This is a genomic window from Legionella lytica, assembly GCF_044626755.1.
In the GTDB taxonomy this organism is placed as follows: domain Bacteria; phylum Pseudomonadota; class Gammaproteobacteria; order Legionellales; family Legionellaceae; genus Legionella; species Legionella lytica_A.
Genome location: NZ_JBGORX010000002.1, coordinates 134406 through 152384, shown reverse-complemented (window position 1 = coordinate 152384; position 17979 = coordinate 134406). Strand labels below are relative to the sequence as shown.

The following is a 17979-nucleotide window of genomic DNA, read 5'->3' as shown; positions in this document are numbered from 1 at the left end:
ATGGTAATGAGTCAGAGCAGTATGGTGCGTAACTTGCGAGCCCACTTGACACTTGGCGAAAGGTGTATTTTAGAGCCTTGCGCCATGTGACTTGGATGATATTTTACCCCTCATCGTTAATAGGCTTTCACCGGAGAAATAAAGCCTTGGGGTTTCATGGCCCACAAGGAGCAATCAAGTTTTTGTAAAATATTTTCTGCGGTATTGCCAATAATGAATCCCGTAATTCCTGTGCGTGCTACTGTGCCCATTACCAATACATCGATCTCTTTTTTAGTAATCCAGGTGGGTATGAGCTCAGTTGGGTCGCCTTTCAAATGATAAATAGTCGGGTTTTCGTGCAACTTGGCCTGTTTTATCAATTTATGTAAGGTTATATAATTGTTATTACCTTCTTGCTGCACCATCTCTTCAATGGCCTCCGCGGACATATCAATCCAGGCACTATTGCGCAAAAATCCTTCTAAAGCGAACTCCCAGCAGGATAGAATGTTGGATTTTCCCGGATAGAAGGTAGCCAAATGCTGGGTCAATTTTAATAGATTACAGGCTAGATCCTGTTCCGAGGTTTCCGCATTGTCTGGAGCTATGGCTACCGCGATTTGCACGGCTTTCGGATGTTTTAATGGGCGGTGCAGGAATAAAGTACAGGGGCATTTACGTAATAAAGCCATATCTAAGGCTTTAAATCCTTTAGCGCCATCATCTTCCGCCGCTTTAATGACTAGATCATGGTTGTGGCGTAAAACATGCTGAATAATTGCAATACTCGGCGTTTTCTCCCAGACCATATCCACGGTGATGGATTTTTTAGGGGGCGCGTGCTTTGCTTGAACTTCGGCAATCGCTTTGTGGGCATTTTCTTTTAAAAAGGTTTCATAGGAACCTCTATATTGTTCGAAGTCAGAAGAGAAGGGAGGGCAGACAATAAGGAACTCTAGGCAGGCTTGATCATGCTCTGCTAGACGTATTGCTTCAGTTAAGGCTTCTGCTTCATTTTTAATACCATTACTCACAAAGAGGATATTACGAAATCGTTTCACAAGATGCTCCTTCCAGGGATAAATAATAAGCCTAGGATTTGTTATTATTATAGTATAAATAATATATCTGCTATTTATTCTATACTCTTACGTAAGGACTTCTTTTTGAGGATACTTCTGTGTTTAAACGGATATTAGTTACTACAGATTTCTCGGCTCATTCGCTTTATGCTATTCAACGCGCGGTTCAATTTGCAAACTCTGTTCAGGCAGAATTGCATTGTGTGCATGTAATCAATCAAGGCTGGATGGATGGACGTGAGGCGGTCGAGCAGGATTGGGTTCACAAAGCAGAGGAAGCTCATGAGCAGGAGGTAAAACAGCTCATCTCTCCTTACCCGATGCAATTTACGCTGCTTGATGGACGTGTTCCCGATGAGATCATGAAGTTTATTCAGGGACATGCCATTGATATGGTCTTTATGGGGGCACATGGTACCTATTATCTAAATGATTTTATTTTAGGGACCAATTCTGAAGCAGTGCTCAAACAATCATCGATTCCAGTTAGTTTGGTACGCCAACCACCGGCTGCAGCCTATGCACGTATTTTGGTGTGTACGGATTTTTCGGATTCCAGTAAAAAAGCGATTGAAGTTGCTTATAAAGCATATCCACAGGCTGAGTTTTTAGTATTGCATATCGCTGACGTGTGGTATGAAAAAATGGTTAAGCCGCATATGCATGATTCGTTGCAAGATAAATTGAATAAATTCTTGGCTGGTTGTACTGTGGATGCAAGTCGTTTTTCCGGAAAGTATATTGGTGGTTATCCCGCTAATGACATTCCACAATTTGCCAAAGATTGGGGGGCTCATTTGGTGGTGCTTGGCACCCGGGGGCATTCGGCATTGCATTATGTGTTGATGGGACGGGTGAGTGATCGATTGGTGCGTGTTAACCCGACGGATATGTTGATTGTGCCTTAATATAAACCATGAGCGGAAACTATTAGATGTAACCTGTTTGCTTGCAATCAGACTACATCTAAAGAGGTTTAACCAAAATACTTGCTTAACACCAACGCTGCATTGGCTCCCCCGAAGGCGAAATGATTCGATAAAGCAATATCAACCATCTGCGGACGGGCGCTATTGGCAACATAATCCAAGTCACAAGCAGGGTCAGGGGTCTCCAGATTGATGGTGGGTAACAAAAGATTATTTTGCAAACTCAGGGTGGTGGCTATGATTTCCATAGCGCCAGCAGCACCGATAGCATGCCCGGTCATCGATTTTTGTGCCGTTATGGGAATATCATAGGCCCGCTGACCAAAAACGGCTTTAATCGTTTCGGTTTCAATGCTGTCATTGAGCGGGGTACCAGTACCGTGCGCATTGATATAATGGATGTCATTTGCTGATAAGCGGGCATCATCTAAAGCTGAAAAAATGGCACGCTGTTGTCCTTGGGTATTGGGGGCGGTCACATGAAAGGCATCGCAGCTTGCACCAAAGCCAACAATTTCTGCATAAATTTTAGCGCCGCGTGCTTTAGCTTGCTGCAATTCTTCAAGAATTAAAATTCCTGCGCCATCAGCAATAACCATTCCATCCCGATTCAGATCAAAGGGGCTGCAGGCTTTCGCAGGTGTTTCATTTTTCGTGGACATCACCCTTAATTTACACCAGGCGGCAAGTATTGATTCCCAGATAAACGATTCGGTTCCGCCGCAAATAGCGGTAGATAATCGACCATCAGTTATTTGTTGATAGGCAGCCCCGATTGCTTCCGCCGAAGAAATACAGGCATTAGAAATCGTCGAATTGGCACCACCAATACCAAATTCAATCGCAATATAATTTGCAATGGAATTAGGCATGGTGCGTAAGACGGAGAGGGCGGGCATTTTTTTCCATCCCTCAAGGTAGATCGCTCGATACACTTCCTCGGCTTCTGATTGACCTCCCATGCTGGTACCAATGTAGGTTCCCGCACTAAATAACTCATTAGCACTTAAGCCTGCCTGCGCAATTGCATGATGCGCGCAATATAATGCATATTGAGCGGCCCGAGGATAGCGTTTGCTTTTATTAAAGTGAGGGAGTGCGTCTAGGTTAAAATCGGCGATTTCTCCACCAACTTGCGTGGGATAGGGAGATGGGTCGAAGCTTTGAATGCGTTTGATTCCACATTGCCCTTGGCTTGCTGCATGCCAGAATGGGTTCAACCCTGTTCCTATGGAAGATGTGATTTCCATTCCGGTTATGACTACCCTCTTTTTCATCCCTAATCCTTTTATAAAGAAGTATTTTTTCACGCTAATACTAAAGGGGGGGAGAAAACTCTGTCAAGAACTTCATTTCTTAATATTACCTTAATGCTTTTAGTGTAGCATTCGGTTTAAAACATAGAACAATACGATCGGTTAGGAATATAGTTATGTCAGCAACTAGTACATTAACTGAATTTTATGGCTCTTTCTTTTCTACTTGCGGGCATATAGCAAGAGGGCCTTATACATTAATTACAGAAGCGTTTATTGGTTCTGAGCCTGTCCCTGAGGATTATATTCTGGGATTGGCGGCATGCATTATCTTTTCCACTATCCTGCCAATTTTACCGCAAATGTTAATGGTTTCTTTTAGCATTGCCTGCTGTTTAGCTATCGGTGCATTAATTAGTATGCCTATTACTTATTCGATTGCGGCTTATGTTGATGCGCAGGAGGACGACGTTTCGTCTTTATACCGATTTTAATTTCTGAGGGAGCCCGCAATTAACTTGCGGCACTCATGGGACTAGAAATTTGTTTTTGTAATTGCTCTGCTTCAATCATCCAATAATCACAAGCGTTTTGCGTTAAAAAGCCTAGGCGGGTATATAAGTTAAGGGCTTTTTGATTATGGGTTTCGACATCAAGATTTAAATCGGGTTTACCTTCACTTAATGCGTAGTTAATGCAGTGAGTAATCAGTGCGGTCCCTAATCCATGACCTTGCTTTTCTGGAAACACGGCAATATCGGAAAGCGTTGCCCCATGTTCCTGCCAACGTAAATGAGCTTTACCAATAAGTTGGTTATGTTCAAAAGCTAAAATAATCTGATAGTTCCGCTCACTCAATATATGCTGAAAACGGGGTTCCAGTTCGGCATGCGTTTTATAAAAACAGGCTTCATCTAACAAACACAATTGGGGAATATCATCTATTGTGGCGGTACGAAAGGTGAGTTGTTTTTTATGATCCAATAAGGGGCTCAAATTGTGCCGCTCCATATAATATTCACTATGACGGTATAAAAAGCCTTGAGTGGGTAGCCAGCGCTCGTTGATATGGGCGGGGCATGAAAAAATTACCTTCGGATAGTTATGCTCTTGAACTATCGGTAAAATATGGCGCAGCAATTGTTTCGCAACGCCTTTACGCCGCGCCTGAGGGTGCACCAATAATGCGATTTCTACCGCATCTTCATAGAAGAAATAGACACTGACAAAACCAAGTAATTGTTCATTTTCGTAGAATAGGGCAATCGTCGGTAGGGTTCGGCGCTGTTTCAATAAATGCATGTATACATTAGGAACGCTGCCGTCGACAGCCTTACTGATGTTTTTTAGCTGTTCCAAATCATGGAGCTGCTTTTCATTCAATTGATTGGTTGTACTAATCATGGCATTTAAATTTATTGGGTTTTTTTAAAGAATAGCATATTGCCCAGATTTTGTAGCCTGTATTGCTGTCGTAGTATCTGTGGGTAATACGTTGATTTGCGGAATGGCCCGTATTACGACTTTGTTTAATACGGGCTATATATTAGGCGAATGCATTAAAAATGCAGGTTTAATACTGCTACGACAATTTCCATTATAATTAATACGATAATGATAATTTCAAGATTATGGCCATGACGGTTATCTAGGTAGCCATTAAACATTTCAAAAATTTCATTCAATGTATCCAGGCGGTGGTTAATAGCATTAACACGGCGTTGAATATGTAAATAACGCTCAAGCATGGCAAAGTGTTGTTCTAAGGTGGGGTGTTGCCAAAAATATTTGGGATGATAAAGGAAATTACTAATTAAATTCATTTCACTTTTTGCCCCGAGAATTTCACCAATAATTTGCTGGATTTGATTGCGACTGATTTCCATTTCCCCGGTATGGGACAAGTTTAGGATCATGGGATTATATTTTTCAATGAGTCCATCAATAATGGTTTCAAAATATTGTAATTTCACTGATTGAGAAAAGCCATAAGAAAGACTTAGTTTCAATTCATCACTATCATCTTCAATCGTCAAACAATCCACATCAAAAAAATCATGCGGTTCTATGGTCGTTTTTTCACCTTCTTGGAAATGAAACTCATCATGTACTGACATTGGAACAGGCTTATCCAGCAATTGTTTAATGGTATTTAAGTAGTCATTAATTTGATAACGCCTAACTCCCCAAGAAACTACGGTTCCATTTTTGAATACGTAGATGGTGTGAGCTTGCTTCGTGTTGGAGGTGAGTTTGACGACGTCACGTGTCTTTAATGAAGAAAATTCCGCAGAGGAATTTTTAAAATAGGCATCAATACGTGATAAATCGATTGATTTGGCGATACAAAAGCTTAGACATTCCATGAGTAGTAACCTACGGTATAAAAAGGTGTTCGCTGATAACACAGCAGAACATGAGTTAACGAGCGTTTTGGATAATTATACAATAATTTGGGTATTGGGCTCAAATTTTGTTACATCAATGAGCAGGCAGTTGGTGAGAAAAGTTGGGCTTCACAGGTTCCACCCAACTTTGCTGTCATATCACTATGACTCGCTATCAGCAGTTTCGCGACTACTATATGCTTTCTTCCGATCGGTAGCACCACTTAACCACTGTGGGCAAACTTCTAAAATCGAAGCAATTTTATCCAGTTGGTCCTTTTCTGGAAGAATATGCCCAAAGATTAGAGAATTTGCCAGATGGCGAGATATCTCAAATACTTTGGATACCGCTTTGATTTTTTCCGATAACTCTTCGGGAAAACCTAAAGTAGCTAATTCGCGATTGAACCGTTGCGAAAATACTTTACTGTTCATTTTCTCACTCCGTGAAAAAAACAATATCCAGCATTACGCAAATCAAATGCTGTCCCACACTGATCTATCAATCCTTGAACCAGCATCAAAGAGTTATAACCCATTTTTTTTTAATAGCAAAGTATTTTTTAAATTGAAATCAATCGCTTATCAGCAAGTTGTCATTATGCTAAGTAGTTGAGCATGTACAAACAAATCCCCTAAATAAGAGGCTGCTTATTTTTTAATCACCAGGGGGTTTTGTAAAAACCAGGTTTAGTTTATAATATGAGCATAATGACTCGTTAATTTTCTTAATATTATGCAGATACTCGCAATTTTAGGTTTCAGTAAGGTAGGCGCTCATGTAAGTGCTCATGAAGCTCATTTTGGTACCATCGCGTATAATGACCAAGGAAAAGCGCGACACGTTATCTTTAAGAAAAATAAACATCCTGGGCGATTTGGAGAACAAGCTTCTGAATTAGAAGCCTGTTTTACCGCGGTCGCTAATGCGGTATCCGCTCCACAACGCTCCTTAGAGCAAGACATTGTACGCTATACCAACGGCAGCATTGCCGGGGTTTGTGCCGAACATGCGGCCCATGCCTTACTGCGTTTACGTGCAGCGAACGAAGATATAGTTTTTTTACAGGCCAATAAGAAATTTTCCTCTAGTGCCGAAGTAAGTGATGCTGAGTTTCACGACTGGATCCAGGCACATAAACCGATTACAACTGAAGTTAGTGATGCGGAGTTCTTGGCTTGGGCTTATGGGACTGATAGTGGTACACCCAGTCTTATGCCGGCGGGTGATATAGAGATTGCCGAGGAATCCAGCTCCTCAAAAGCAGGAAATAAATGGGAAGAGTTTAAAGCCATTCATGATGCTAAGGAGGCCTTAGAAAAGTTTGGTAGCCGTTATTTTCAGCGTTTGCGAGATTATTGGCAAGAGCGTCAGGATATCGCTGTAGCCTCAGTAGGGGAGTTGGATGAAGATGTTGTTTTAGTGTGTTCCCTATATGTGGAGTCCTTGCTGAAAAAGGGCAACCCATTCGATTTGGATAAGGTGCCCGCTAACCTAAGCCAGCATCACGAATTATTGTCGATGATTTATGAGTGGGAATCATTAAAACGAAGATGCGACGAACAGTTTTTAACCAATGTACAGCAAGAGTTTGATGTTTCTAATCACGGTGTTGGCAAAGGGTTTAATTTTCTTGATAAGTTGCCGCAAAACTTTTTTCAAAAATTGTTGGCTGAAAAAAATGCAGGAAACATCACCATTGATATGGATTCTTTAGCGGATGTATTTACCACGGCTTATGGACTTGAAGAGGATGATCTGCACAAGGGAAACATTGGTTACTATGTAACTTTGGAACATGATAAGCCTTGCTTCCACTTCTTTAAAATCGATCATGATCTCTCCTTTAGCGATAAAATGATGTCGACTCGCAGTGCTCGTCTCGCGAACCTTACCTATACCGGAAAAGAATTTCGTATTAATGTGGCTGACTTACAGGGATTCCCTGATTTACGCCATTCAGGAAATCATTATTGGCCAACAAAGAAAGCTTTTTTTGTGGCTGGTGATAAAGCCTACCAAAGTTTGCAAGACCGACTTGCCTATCAATCCTTAAAGCATGATCCTGATTTTGAGTCTGCAAAATGGCAGCGTTTCTTAAAACAGGCGGTTATTCCTACCGAACTTATTGGTAAAGGACTGAAAAAGACTTTAGAGGATGCACCGAATCAGGCGGAAGCAAAAAGCACGCTGGCAATGGTACTACGAGCAACCAGCTCCCGATTTAGTGAGTTGCGAGTGGCTTTAGTGGAAGTGCCTGAATTTAGAAAATTTATTTCGGAAAAGCGGTCTGAGGCGGAACGAATCGTTATCAATGAATTGCGACAATATGCCACGAGCTTAGGTTGCACGGAAGACGAGATTAAAGCGTACACCGATGAGGTTCGCAATTCGTTAAACTCAATCGTCAAGGCGAGTACATTGAGTAATTCTAATACGGCCTTACACACGGCGGTGATTACTCAAGCTTATCGTTGTTTTGAAACAGGTGAATATTTTTCTTCTCATCGAAACAATAAAGACAGCGAAGGTTTCACTGCTTTAGACCGAGCTATTGCTTACTATGAAGAACACACCCATACGCTCAATAAGCAAGACGTTAGGGATGAGCAACATGAATATAACCACCGCATGCGTACTTATTATGCGGATGTAGTGTGTGATTTAGCTCGACATCAGGCAGAGTACACCATCAAAACATCTGCCGAGTTTCAGAAACTGCTTGTCGAAGCAAGACAGGTAAATTCTATGAGTTTGCAACCGTTGGTCCAGTCCTTGACTGAATTCAAGCAGCAGTTAGAGCATATTCGCAGTCAACCAATGAGCACGTTAAAAAATGACAAAATGTGCGCTCTGGAACTATTGCGTAGAGCTCATTTAAGTAACGATGAGTTATTACAGTTAAAAGATGAATTGCAACCCACGGAGCCTGAGGGCGCATTGAAATTTATTAAAGAATTACGCTCGGAGATTTGGATTGTGAAATACATTCGAGGTACTTACGGCTCCACTGCTACTTCAACCGACATGCTTAGTTGCATTGACAGTAAAATAGCGGATCTCGCTCGACGCGAAGAGCAGCAGAGTGGCGTGAGGCCAGTACTTTAATTCATACTAAAAGTTGAGTTTGTAAATAGACTCTATATGATACGCCAACACAGAGGCAAAATTTCATAGGATATAGATGTTTGGTGTTAACTCAATTGCGGGTAAAGCTTTTTTTAAAGGCGCAAAACAGGATGAGCTTTTTGTAACGAGCCGCTTCTTTACTTTGCAAGGGGAAGGTCCATACCGTGGCCATCCCGCCTATTTTATCCGCTTGGCAAAATGTAATTTAGCCTGCTCTTTTTGTGATACCTATTTTGATTCCGGCGAATGGCGAAGTTTTTCCTCTTTATTGACTGAGGCCGATGAAGTCATCAGTGACTTTTTTGCGCGTCGCACTATGCCTACTCCTGCATGGGCACAGGGGCCAGCTAAAAAAGTGGTTTTGGTTATTACTGGCGGTGAACCCTCATTACAAAATAACCTGTCGGCTTTTCTTGAACAAGCACAACCTTATTTTCAATCACTACAAATTGAATCCAACGGCACTTCGGTTTTGCCTAATTTGCCAGAACGTACCACGTTGGTAGTAAGCCCCAAATGTTTAGAGCATGAGGGTAAAGTGGTTCGCTATCTGGAACCTAATGCAAAAATGTTAGCGCGTGCTGATTGTTTGAAGTTTGTGATGTCAGCTCCAGAAGATGAACGCTATCAAGCCTATAGCGTAATCCCCTTATGGGCGCATGCATGGGCTGAAAAAACCAATAAGTCTGTTTTTGTAAGCCCAATGAATATTTATAAAAAAGAACCGCAACGGGTAAAAATGATTCGGGATGAAGGGCGCGATCTGACTATGGTGGAGCGTTCAGAAATTAATGAAGTCATTAGTTTTTGGGAACCTGAGCTTTTAGACTTACAAAAGAATCAACGTAATCATGAATATGCTGCTGAATACTGCATGCAGCATGGTTTTATCTTGAATTTACAGCTGCATTTATTTGCTAGCTTGCCCTAGCAGCATAGTGATTGAGGTTAACCCACGGTCCAACAAAAAAGACTTGTAGCAAAGCTTCTTGTTGGTTATGGGCTAAAGACGGAGGTTGGTGGTTTCTTGCCCAACTTACATCGTTTTTTTAAGCCAATCAGCGAGATGCACTAAAGTTTCATCAATCACTGCAATTGCTTGATGATATAAGCGATCAACGTGTTCACGTGCCCCAGTTTTCCAATAACGCTCTAAGTATTGGCAAGCATGTTTCATTCGCGCGGTGCCCACGTAAACCGCTCCCCCCTTTATCTTATGTGCGATTCGCTCAACCGCATTGTAATTCTTTTTCGCAAATGCATTTTTCAGCTGCTCCACATCTGCAGGGAGTTCTTGGGTTATCATCAGTGCTAATAACTCGACCAGCATACAACTGGTACCACAGTTTTTTAAACCTTGTTCATAATCCAGTAAAGGAAATCGTCCTAATTGAAATAATTCATTACTACGAGCAGGTAAGTCTGCTTGGGTTTTGTTGGTAGAGGATGAACTATAGGTAATTCTCGCCGGTACAAATGTTTTCAAGATGTCGATGGCTTGGGTTCGGGTTAAGGGTTTGGTTAACACTGCATCGATACCGGACTCAATGCAGAGCTGCCTGCTCTCCTCAAGAGCATGTGCGGTAAGCGCCACAATCGGGGTATGATGATCATGATCTTCTTTGCTACGAATTTTTTGCGAAATTTCATAGCCATTCATGCCTTCACCTAGGCCTATATCCATAAAAATTAAATCATAAATCGTACGCTCATAATATTCTAAGGCTTCATAAGTATTGGCGGCGATGTCCACCTGACAAGACAGATTGGTGAGTAATGCGCGTGCGACAGATTGCGCAATGCGATTATCTTCGACAATCAAAACCCGAGTGTTGTGATTTTTGCTCATCTCTGTTGTCGGCTCTAAGTGGGAGGGAACCATAATGTGTTCCTGATCCGCTCCTTGCTCATCATTTAATAAGGATTCTTGCAAAGGAATAATACAGGTAAAAGAGGTACCTTGGTGTAATTCACTGGTGACGTAAATTTCGCCATCCAAATCATCGATGAATTGTTTGATTACATATAAACCTAATCCTGGTCCCGAATAAATTCCTTGATACGATGGGGTTAGGCGTTTGAATTGTAGATAAATATCCTGTTGATTTTCTTGAGACATGCCAATTCCAGAATCATGGACGATAAGCTTCATGACGAAGTTTCGACCTTGCTTTTTGGCTAATTCAACGCGGATAGATACAAAGCCTTTATTGGTAAATTTTAAGGCATTAGCCACCAATTCCAGGATGATTCGATGCGTTCTTATTTTATCGCCAATGACAAAGTGGGGAAGGTTATTATCCCAAATAAGACTAAGTTTTAATTGTTTTTCATGAGCGCGGGCTTTATACAAGGCCTCAATTTGTTGGAATAATTGGTGTAAATCAAATTTTTTCTTCTGTACGGGTACCTCGCCAGTACTCACGCGTACGGTTTCCAAAATTTCGTCCATCAGGCTTAATAGGGCATGGCTTGAGACTACTAAATTATTAGCATACTCTTTGATGCGTGGCTCATTGGTTTCAGCACGTAATAGTTCTGAAAAACCCATGATACCTGATAATGGCGTGCGAATATCATGACGCATATTGGCTAAAAATTCTGCTTTTGCTTTATTGGCTACATCCGCATTTTGTTGCGCTTCTTTTTCCAATAGAGCGACTTTTTGCTGTAATTGCTGAACTTGTTTTTTAAAATTGAGGTCTTGGCTGTCCATATCCTTGTGCCTTGGTTTGAACTAATTTTTTAATTACTCATTAACGCATAGTTAATTAATTCATGCGACTAACTTGCTTCCTGGGCAACTACATTAAAAGAAGATGACGCATAAGACAACCCAAAAGATAAAAAATTTAAGTGGAAAGTGAATACGCTTGCGAAAGGGTTGATCTGTTGAAAATATAGACATTTAGATTGTTTTTGAAAAAAATGGTAATAAATTTGCAAACAAATGGATCATCTTCGCGCAAAATGAGGTATAATGCTGAGCTTAAATTCGAGTCTATTTACATTTAGGAGCAAGAAGCGAATGAAAAAGATTATGTTATTAGTGTTGGGTTTGATTGTATCAAGTGCTGCAGCTGCCGAAGGAGCTGAGCCCACAAAATCGATTAATCATACAATCACTCTTGCAGGACTCCAGCCGGGAGAAGGACGAGTTATTCGCAGCGACATTTTTGAAAACAATAAATTTAAATCAGGCTATTACTTCTGTGCTGGCTCAAACAGCACGGTTTACACTATGGAATATTTCTTTTCGAAAAGCCAAGAGCCCTTCCACGTAGAACATTTAACCCGTTTCTCAATCTGCCAAGACGAAACCTTAGCCAATTGCCAAGAGTTTGCAACAGATAAATACCAAACATTTAGAACGCTTGATGGTTACTTACAAAATGATGTAACCCATTCCACCGTTGATCTTTCTCCATTAAAAGCGGCATATCAATCATGCGAACCCACCCCCGAGATGGACGAGTTAGTAAAAAAATCAATTCACTTAAGTGACCGCCTTTTTGCTCATATAGGTTAAATGCAGTTTCCCAAATTAAAGATACAAGCCTGGTTGCTTGCAACCAGGTTTTCGTTAAACGGAATTGCAAGCATCAAGTCATCTCAAAGCTGAATCGAAAAACCAGCATTAATGTAATGTGTAAATCCACCTAAATAACCATACAACTGTTGTCCTGCACTCAAATTGATAATTGCATTTTCATGCAGGCGAAATAATATCCCTCCATCAAAATTGAAGCCGGCTCTTTGAATCGAGTCGATTTTACTTTGGCCATACACTTCCGCATAAACAGAAGTCCAGTTCGTAGGCGAGTAACTTAAGGAAATGTCAGGATTAATGCTAGTAAAATAACGCCCATGCAGCGATTGGGAGTCACTTAATCCACTAACTCCTAGCATGCCACTGATACTCCATTTAGCATTGAAGCTATAGGTGGCAAGGCCACTTATCACGCCTCCCCAGCCTAAATTACCATAATCATAACTGCCACTGGGAATATTAATATTCCCGATGAGGGCAAAAATCCATTGCTCACTGTAATTAAGGGAATGCTTTAATCCCGCAAAGACGCCGGTAGCTCCAGATGTTGGGGCTATGGTTTGCTGAATGTAATTGGGCAGTAAAACCATAAATTCAGTGCTTGAGGGTAAACCAATACGAATCTCAGTATTGGGAAGATTGTATTGGGTTCCTGCGTTGACGTTTAACTGTTGGGCAATAAAATTAGATTCAATAATGACGTGACGATAAGCGGTTACACAGGCGCTATCAATCACACTCGGTCTATCTGCCACATCCATAAAATCGGCACAATCCGCATAAAGTTGGGGTGCACAGAAAATGTTTATTATTAAAACAAATTTGAACTTATGCATCGGTTTAATACTCTAGTGTAACGGTCCGCATTTAAGGTGTAGTGCATGCGCAGCTATTTAGGTGGTCTTACATTCCAACCTAAACAATCCCAGGTTGCAGATTTTGCCTCATTCGTAAAAATACAAAGAGCCCCTGTTGCAATTTTAATGGGGTAGTGGGTACTAAAGGCAACAAAATCGCCGGTAAGATAGGGCGCAAAACGGGCAATGCCATTACTGGTAATGACTAAACAGGTTTTCCCCTGGTGCTGTTGCCGTAGATATTCGGCAAAATGTTGCCAATTAGTAATGATCTCCACAGGAGAAACATGCCAGCCATTAGGGACAAGGGCCTGAGCCTCCCAGGCTGTAAGTGCCTCTTGGCCTAGGCGTGCTACAACCTGTTCTTCGGGTTGATTTTCATCCGGGCCATAGTCGAGCTCATTAAATATGGACAGATTTTCCATAGGTAGTTGCGTACCCATGGCCTGTTGCGCTTGTTTTGCGGTTTGAATGGTACGTTGTAAGGTCGAGGTAAAAATAACATCAGGAATAAGCTGTTCTTGTTTTAAGTAGCTGCCCAGGGCATATCCTTGGAGTAGGCCGCTTTCGACTAAAGGTAAATCGGTAGTTCCTACTCGCCGAACCGTTTCTCCCGGACCAAAGGTGTTGCCGTGACGTGCAATGAGTAATCGTGTAGTCATCGTTCTAAGTTGCCTCCATCGGTAGTAATTCGCCATGTAGGCTAATTAAGGTTTCTGCACGGGCGATATCTTGGGGACTGTCCACCCCTGACATATTGGCTCGGCCTTTATAGTCTACGGGAATGCAACGAATATTATAGCCGTTTTCCAATATGCGCAGTTGTTCTAAGCCTTCAAGCTGTTCAAACATAGATTCTGGCAGGGTGATGAATTTTTCCAGCATGGCGAAAGAATAACCGTATAAACCGATATGGCGAAAGATAGGACTTTTATCTGTTGATTGACGCAATTCAGCTTCTTTGCGTAAGGCGGGGATAATATTTTTACTGAACCAGAATGCGTTGCCGTTTTGTGCGTTAAACACGGCTGTGGTGCCACTAAATGGGGTTGTTTGTTTATTATGGCGCAACTCATCTAATTGTTGCCACGACAATTGGGTCACGGGAGTGACCACATCACAAGGTGAGGAGGCAAAGGCATCAATTAAGGCGCGTAAGAAATCTGGCGGCGTTAAGGGGGCATCACCTTGCATGTTCAAAATAAAATCTGGTTTGCGAGGCATCTGCTCTACCGCTTCAGCAACGCGATCCGTACCCGTCAGCGCGTTTGCAGAGGTCATTACCACATCCACCTCAAGTGTTTGGCAATGCTCAGCAATACGCTGATCATCGGTGGCGACAATAATTGATACCTGGTCTAAGCCTGTTGCCGCGGCACGGGAAAGTGCTACGACACGTTGTAACATCGTTTGACCCTGAATGAGGGCTAAAGGTTTTCCCGGTAAACGGGTTGAAGCATAGCGTGCAGGAATAATAATAGCCGTATGCATGGGGTAAATTCCCAAAAGCGAAACGTGTGCCAATAATAGCGTAAAGGAGGTTTTATTACTATGAAGGGAGAATCGTCTTATCTAATGGTTCTATTATAAAGTGTAGGTTGGTTCTTCCTTGCCCCAACCTACAGGTTTTTGTTTCTCGAGCTCTCATGGGCGCGGGGGTCTAGGAGAGCATATTTATTTGTCCTGTGTGGCAAAATAATTCAAATCCAACTCTCGTGCTGCTCTCACATCATCCAAACGTTTCACGGGTAAGCTATGTGGAGCATCTTTGAGTAATTGCGGATTATCCATTGCCTCTTGGCGAATGGTTTTCATTATTTGTACAAAGTTATCCAGCTCTTCTTTGCTTTCTGTTTCCGTTGGTTCAATCAACAAACATTCAGGAATCAAGAGCGGAAAATAAGTGGTTGGCGCATGCACGCCATAATCTAACAGGCGTTTTGCCAAATCCATCGCGTTAACTCCATATGCTTTCTTCTCTGGGTTTAAGGTGAGAATGAATTCATGCGATGCACGGCGAGTGGGATAGGCTGCCGTAAAGCCGATTTGGGTGAGTTCTTTTAAGAGGTAATTGGCATTTAAGGTAGCGTATTCAGACACCCGTAATAAACCTTCTTTACCTAAAACACGAATATAAAAATAAGCCCGCAACAAAATACCGGCATTACCCATAAAGCAGGAGAGGCGTCCGATACTCTGTGGATAGTCCTGATGAGTCGCCCACTGATAGCCTGTATCTGTCTTTTTGACCACCGGTAAGGGCATAAACGGCAATAGACGCTTGCCTACCGCAACCGGACCGGAACCTGGGCCACCGCCGCCATGTGGAGTTGCAAAGGTTTTATGCAAATTAAGATGCATCACATCAAAGCCCATATCCCCTGGTCTTACTTTTCCAAGAATAGCATTAAGGTTGGCACCATCATAATAGAGTAGGCCCCCCGCTTGATGTACGAGCGCCGCAATTTCTTTAATTTGACGCATAAACAATCCCAAAGTCGATGGGTTAGTAAGCATAATCCCCGCTGTTTTAGGACCTAATTTGTTTTTTAGCTCTTCCAGATCGATGTCACCATCTGGTGCAGTGGCAATTTCCACGATTTTAAAGCCACACATCACTGCAGAGGCAGGGTTGGTGCCGTGGGCCGCATCGGGAATAAGCATTTCATCGCGTGCGGTATCACCGCGTGATTGATGATACGCCTTGATCATAGCTACCCCGGCAAATTCACCTTGTGAACCAGCCATTGGTGTTAATGAAACGCCAGCCATTCCGGTAATTTCGGCAATGTGCTCTTGCAAGTGATACAGCGGCTCTAAAAAGCCTTGGCTGTCTTGCTCAGGCGCCAAGGGGTGGCGATTAAGAAAATTGGGCATCGATGCTGCTTTATGCACACCACGTGGGTTGTACTTCATTGTACACGAACCCAAAGGATAAAAATTGCTGTCAATGGCAAAGTTTTTATGGGATAAACGTGTAAAATGACGAACTACTTGTAATTCAGAGCAGGCAGGCATTCTTGGAGGATTTTTGCGTTGAAATTCCTCGGGAATAGCATATTTGCTCGGAGCCGTTTTCGGCGCTTGGGCTGCTGCCCTGCGGTTCTCTTGGGATAATTCAAAAATCAACATAATTTGCCTTCCATTTTTTGAATGAGTTCTTTGAGTTCATCTCGATGCATTACTGGGGTGAATTCGATAAATTCGTAGCTCGCGATTTCTGCTAAATAGTAAGGATCTTGTTTAAAGATGGACTCTACATAGGCGCGGTCATTAATTGCTGCGATAATAATGCCACCGGTACGTGGCTTCATCGGGCCAGAAGCCACCAGCAAACCTTGCTTGTAGTAATAGTCTAAAAATTCCCTATGCGCACTAAGGTACTTATCTACCTCCTGGGTAGGTACCAAATAAGTTAATTGAACAACAAACATTTAGGCACCTCGTTGACTCATAATGGTTTGCAATGTGCGGGCATAAAGAGCTAAATCTTCTGCAGTACGCATTTCGGTGGCACAAACTACGAACATATTTTGTAGTTGGGGGTAGTGAGTTTCCAGTGCATAGCCACCAGCAATTCCTGCCGTTGCTAATTGCTCTAAGACGGCTTTAACCGGCTTATTCAGCTTCAGTACCACTTCATGAAAATAAGGAGCACTAAATACCTTTTCAACACCATCGACCTGACTCAGAAGCTCCGCTAATTCATGCGTATTTTGGTAGCAGTTATTAGCAACATCTCGTAAACCATCGGCACCTAAAAGACTCATGTGAATGGTGGCTGCAGTAACCAGCAATCCCTGGTTAGTACAAATATTTGAAGTCGCTTTCGCGCGGCGAATATGTTGTTCCCGTGCCTGCAAGGTTAGGGTAAACCCACGCTTCCCATCTTTATCTACGGTACAACCAATAATGCGGCCAGGCATTTGTCGTACGTGTGCCATCTGGGTACTGAGAAAACCAAAATAGGGGCCACCCGATGCCATCGGTGCGCCTAAAGGTTGACCTTCACCGCAGACGATATCCACTCCATGTGTACCCCACTGGCCTGGCTGTTTAAATAAAGCCAAGGAGATGGGATTAACACAGGCAATGCTAATTACTTTATTTTGATAGGCCCAATCACTTAATTGGTCCACTTTCTCCAGACAGCCAAAGAAATTCGGCTGCGCAATGACTAAAGCGGTAATGTCTTCACCAGCATAATTATCCAGTGTTGCAAGATCAGTAATTCCTTGCTGTTCATCAAAGGGGAGAGTAACCATTTCAATATGTTGTGTACTGAGAATCGTCTTAAGCGTCTCCCGATATAAGGGATGGACGGTTCCCGCAACTAAAACCCGGTTTGACTTACTGTGCTTATTTACCCTTACGGCCATTAAAACAGCTTCAGCAAGAGCAGTTGCACCATCATACATTGACGCATTTGCCACATCCATGCCCGTAAGCTCGCAAATCATGGTTTGGAATTCGTATAATAGCTGCAAGGTGCCTTGGCTGGCTTCCGCTTGATAAGGCGTATAAGCCGTTAAAAATTCACCACGGGATGCAATATCCCACACGGCTGCAGGAATATGATGCTCATAACATCCTGCACCTATGAAGCAGATTCCATTATGGTTTTTATCCGCTAGCGTACGTGCTTCGTTTAACATCTCCATTTCATTGAGGCCTGCGGGCATTTGTTGAAAACCTGCATATTGCAGGGATGCAGGAATTTCATCAAATAAAGCCTGGGTGTCTTGCACGCCAATGGCTTCAAGCATCTGTTGGGTATCTTTAGGTGTGTGGGGAATATAAGGCATA

General features: G+C 42.4%; 17 protein-coding genes. 5 read left to right on the top strand and 12 right to left on the bottom strand.

The genetic code is table 11. The features are described 5' to 3' along the window. Positions 1-116: 116 nt before the first annotated feature. Complete coding sequence (locus ACD661_RS08120; protein ID WP_400187362.1) at positions 117-1043, bottom strand: universal stress protein; 927 nt, start codon at positions 1041-1043, stop codon at positions 117-119. Positions 1044-1162: 119 nt separating this feature from the next. On the opposite strand from ACD661_RS08120, the gene ACD661_RS08115 reads away from it, so the two are divergent. Further along, positions 1163-1972, top strand: coding sequence for a universal stress protein (locus ACD661_RS08115; protein WP_400187361.1), 810 nt, complete (start codon positions 1163-1165; stop codon positions 1970-1972). Positions 1973-2040: 68 nt separating this feature from the next. On the opposite strand, the gene ACD661_RS08110 is transcribed toward ACD661_RS08115, so the two are convergent. Then, positions 2041-3270, bottom strand: coding sequence for a beta-ketoacyl-[acyl-carrier-protein] synthase family protein (locus ACD661_RS08110; RefSeq protein ID WP_400187360.1), 1230 nt, complete (start codon positions 3268-3270; stop codon positions 2041-2043). A gap of 155 nt (positions 3271-3425) precedes the next feature. On the opposite strand from ACD661_RS08110, the gene ACD661_RS08105 reads away from it, so the two are divergent. Beyond that, a complete protein-coding gene (locus ACD661_RS08105) occupies positions 3426-3743 on the top strand; it encodes a hypothetical protein (protein WP_400187359.1) in 318 nt (105 codons plus the stop codon). A 19-nt stretch (positions 3744-3762) separates the two neighbouring features. Here ACD661_RS08105 and ACD661_RS08100 read toward each other — a convergent pair whose 3' ends face one another. From ACD661_RS08100 to ACD661_RS08090, 3 genes are all read right to left on the bottom strand, one after another. Next, positions 3763-4653: a GNAT family N-acetyltransferase gene (locus ACD661_RS08100; RefSeq protein ID WP_400187358.1), complete on the bottom strand. Its 891-nt coding sequence runs from the start codon at positions 4651-4653 to the stop codon at positions 3763-3765. A gap of 155 nt (positions 4654-4808) precedes the next feature. Beyond that, a complete protein-coding gene (locus ACD661_RS08095; RefSeq protein WP_400187357.1) occupies positions 4809-5615 on the bottom strand; it encodes an RMD1 family protein in 807 nt (268 codons plus the stop codon). Positions 5616-5798: 183 nt separating this feature from the next. Further along, positions 5799-6071 carry a hypothetical protein gene (locus ACD661_RS08090; RefSeq protein ID WP_133136415.1) on the bottom strand — a complete coding sequence of 91 codons (273 nt, stop codon included), beginning with the start codon at positions 6069-6071 and terminating at the stop codon, positions 5799-5801. 301 nt (positions 6072-6372) lie between these two features. Here ACD661_RS08090 and ACD661_RS08085 point away from each other — a divergent pair, with 301 nt between their 5' ends. Then, positions 6373-8745, top strand: a complete 2373-nt coding sequence (locus tag ACD661_RS08085) for a hypothetical protein (RefSeq protein WP_400187356.1) — start codon at positions 6373-6375, stop codon at positions 8743-8745. A 76-nt stretch (positions 8746-8821) separates the two neighbouring features. Next, positions 8822-9697 (top strand): 7-carboxy-7-deazaguanine synthase QueE, encoded by an 876-nt coding sequence (locus ACD661_RS08080; protein WP_400187355.1) that lies wholly within the window; start codon positions 8822-8824, stop codon positions 9695-9697. 105 nt (positions 9698-9802) lie between these two features. Here the strand turns inward: ACD661_RS08080 and ACD661_RS08075 are convergent, their stop codons facing one another. Beyond that, complete coding sequence (locus tag ACD661_RS08075) at positions 9803-11482, bottom strand: response regulator (protein WP_400187354.1); 1680 nt, start codon at positions 11480-11482, stop codon at positions 9803-9805. A 312-nt stretch (positions 11483-11794) separates the two neighbouring features. Between ACD661_RS08075 and ACD661_RS08070 the strand changes: the two genes are divergently transcribed. Further along, positions 11795-12295, top strand: coding sequence for a hypothetical protein (locus ACD661_RS08070; protein ID WP_400187353.1), 501 nt, complete (start codon positions 11795-11797; stop codon positions 12293-12295). A gap of 83 nt (positions 12296-12378) precedes the next feature. On the opposite strand, the gene ACD661_RS08065 is transcribed toward ACD661_RS08070, so the two are convergent. The 6 genes from ACD661_RS08065 to gcvPA form a co-directional block, all read right to left on the bottom strand. Continuing rightward, positions 12379-13152: a transporter gene (locus ACD661_RS08065; protein ID WP_400187352.1), complete on the bottom strand. Its 774-nt coding sequence runs from the start codon at positions 13150-13152 to the stop codon at positions 12379-12381. Positions 13153-13205: 53 nt separating this feature from the next. Further along, on the bottom strand, positions 13206-13835 hold the full coding sequence (locus ACD661_RS08060; RefSeq protein ID WP_400187351.1) for a histidine phosphatase family protein: 630 nt from the start codon (positions 13833-13835) through the stop codon (positions 13206-13208). Positions 13836-13839: 4 nt separating this feature from the next. Then, positions 13840-14664: a 3-deoxy-manno-octulosonate cytidylyltransferase gene (gene kdsB / locus ACD661_RS08055; RefSeq protein WP_400187350.1), complete on the bottom strand. Its 825-nt coding sequence runs from the start codon at positions 14662-14664 to the stop codon at positions 13840-13842. Between the two features lie 183 nt (positions 14665-14847). After that, positions 14848-16305 carry an aminomethyl-transferring glycine dehydrogenase subunit GcvPB gene (gene gcvPB, locus ACD661_RS08050; RefSeq protein ID WP_400187349.1) on the bottom strand — a complete coding sequence of 486 codons (1458 nt, stop codon included), beginning with the start codon at positions 16303-16305 and terminating at the stop codon, positions 14848-14850. Continuing rightward, entirely contained in the window at positions 16299-16607 is a 309-nt protein-coding gene (locus ACD661_RS08045; RefSeq protein ID WP_400187348.1) for a YciI family protein, read from the bottom strand. The genes gcvPB and ACD661_RS08045 overlap by 7 nt, the downstream gene beginning before the upstream one ends. Continuing rightward, on the bottom strand, positions 16608-17978 hold the full coding sequence (gene gcvPA, locus ACD661_RS08040; protein ID WP_400187347.1) for an aminomethyl-transferring glycine dehydrogenase subunit GcvPA: 1371 nt from the start codon (positions 17976-17978) through the stop codon (positions 16608-16610). It lies immediately after the preceding gene. Between the last annotated feature and the right edge of the window lies 1 nt (position 17979).

Excerpts from the sequence above, each read along its gene's own strand:
- ACD661_RS08110 (WP_400187360.1), bottom strand. The coding sequence starts at position 3,270 with ATGAAAAAGAGGGTAGTCATAACCGGAATGGAAATCACATCTTCCATA.
- ACD661_RS08105 (WP_400187359.1), top strand. The coding sequence starts at position 3,426 with ATGTCAGCAACTAGTACATTAACTGAATTTTATGGCTCTTTCTTTTCT.
- ACD661_RS08100 (WP_400187358.1), bottom strand. The coding sequence starts at position 4,653 with ATGATTAGTACAACCAATCAATTGAATGAAAAGCAGCTCCATGATTTG.
- ACD661_RS08095 (WP_400187357.1), bottom strand. The coding sequence starts at position 5,615 with ATGGAATGTCTAAGCTTTTGTATCGCCAAATCAATCGATTTATCACGT.
- ACD661_RS08090 (WP_133136415.1), bottom strand. The coding sequence starts at position 6,071 with ATGAACAGTAAAGTATTTTCGCAACGGTTCAATCGCGAATTAGCTACT.
- ACD661_RS08085 (WP_400187356.1), top strand. The coding sequence starts at position 6,373 with ATGCAGATACTCGCAATTTTAGGTTTCAGTAAGGTAGGCGCTCATGTA.
- ACD661_RS08080 (WP_400187355.1), top strand. The coding sequence starts at position 8,822 with ATGTTTGGTGTTAACTCAATTGCGGGTAAAGCTTTTTTTAAAGGCGCA.
- ACD661_RS08075 (WP_400187354.1), bottom strand. The coding sequence starts at position 11,482 with ATGGACAGCCAAGACCTCAATTTTAAAAAACAAGTTCAGCAATTACAG.
- ACD661_RS08070 (WP_400187353.1), top strand. The coding sequence starts at position 11,795 with ATGAAAAAGATTATGTTATTAGTGTTGGGTTTGATTGTATCAAGTGCT.
- ACD661_RS08065 (WP_400187352.1), bottom strand. The coding sequence starts at position 13,152 with ATGCATAAGTTCAAATTTGTTTTAATAATAAACATTTTCTGTGCACCC.
- ACD661_RS08060 (WP_400187351.1), bottom strand. The coding sequence starts at position 13,835 with ATGACTACACGATTACTCATTGCACGTCACGGCAACACCTTTGGTCCG.
- kdsB (WP_400187350.1), bottom strand. The coding sequence starts at position 14,664 with ATGCATACGGCTATTATTATTCCTGCACGCTATGCTTCAACCCGTTTA.
- gcvPB (WP_400187349.1), bottom strand. The coding sequence starts at position 16,305 with ATGTTGATTTTTGAATTATCCCAAGAGAACCGCAGGGCAGCAGCCCAA.
- ACD661_RS08045 (WP_400187348.1), bottom strand. The coding sequence starts at position 16,607 with ATGTTTGTTGTTCAATTAACTTATTTGGTACCTACCCAGGAGGTAGAT.
- gcvPA (WP_400187347.1), bottom strand. The coding sequence starts at position 17,978 with ATGCCTTATATTCCCCACACACCTAAAGATACCCAACAGATGCTTGAA.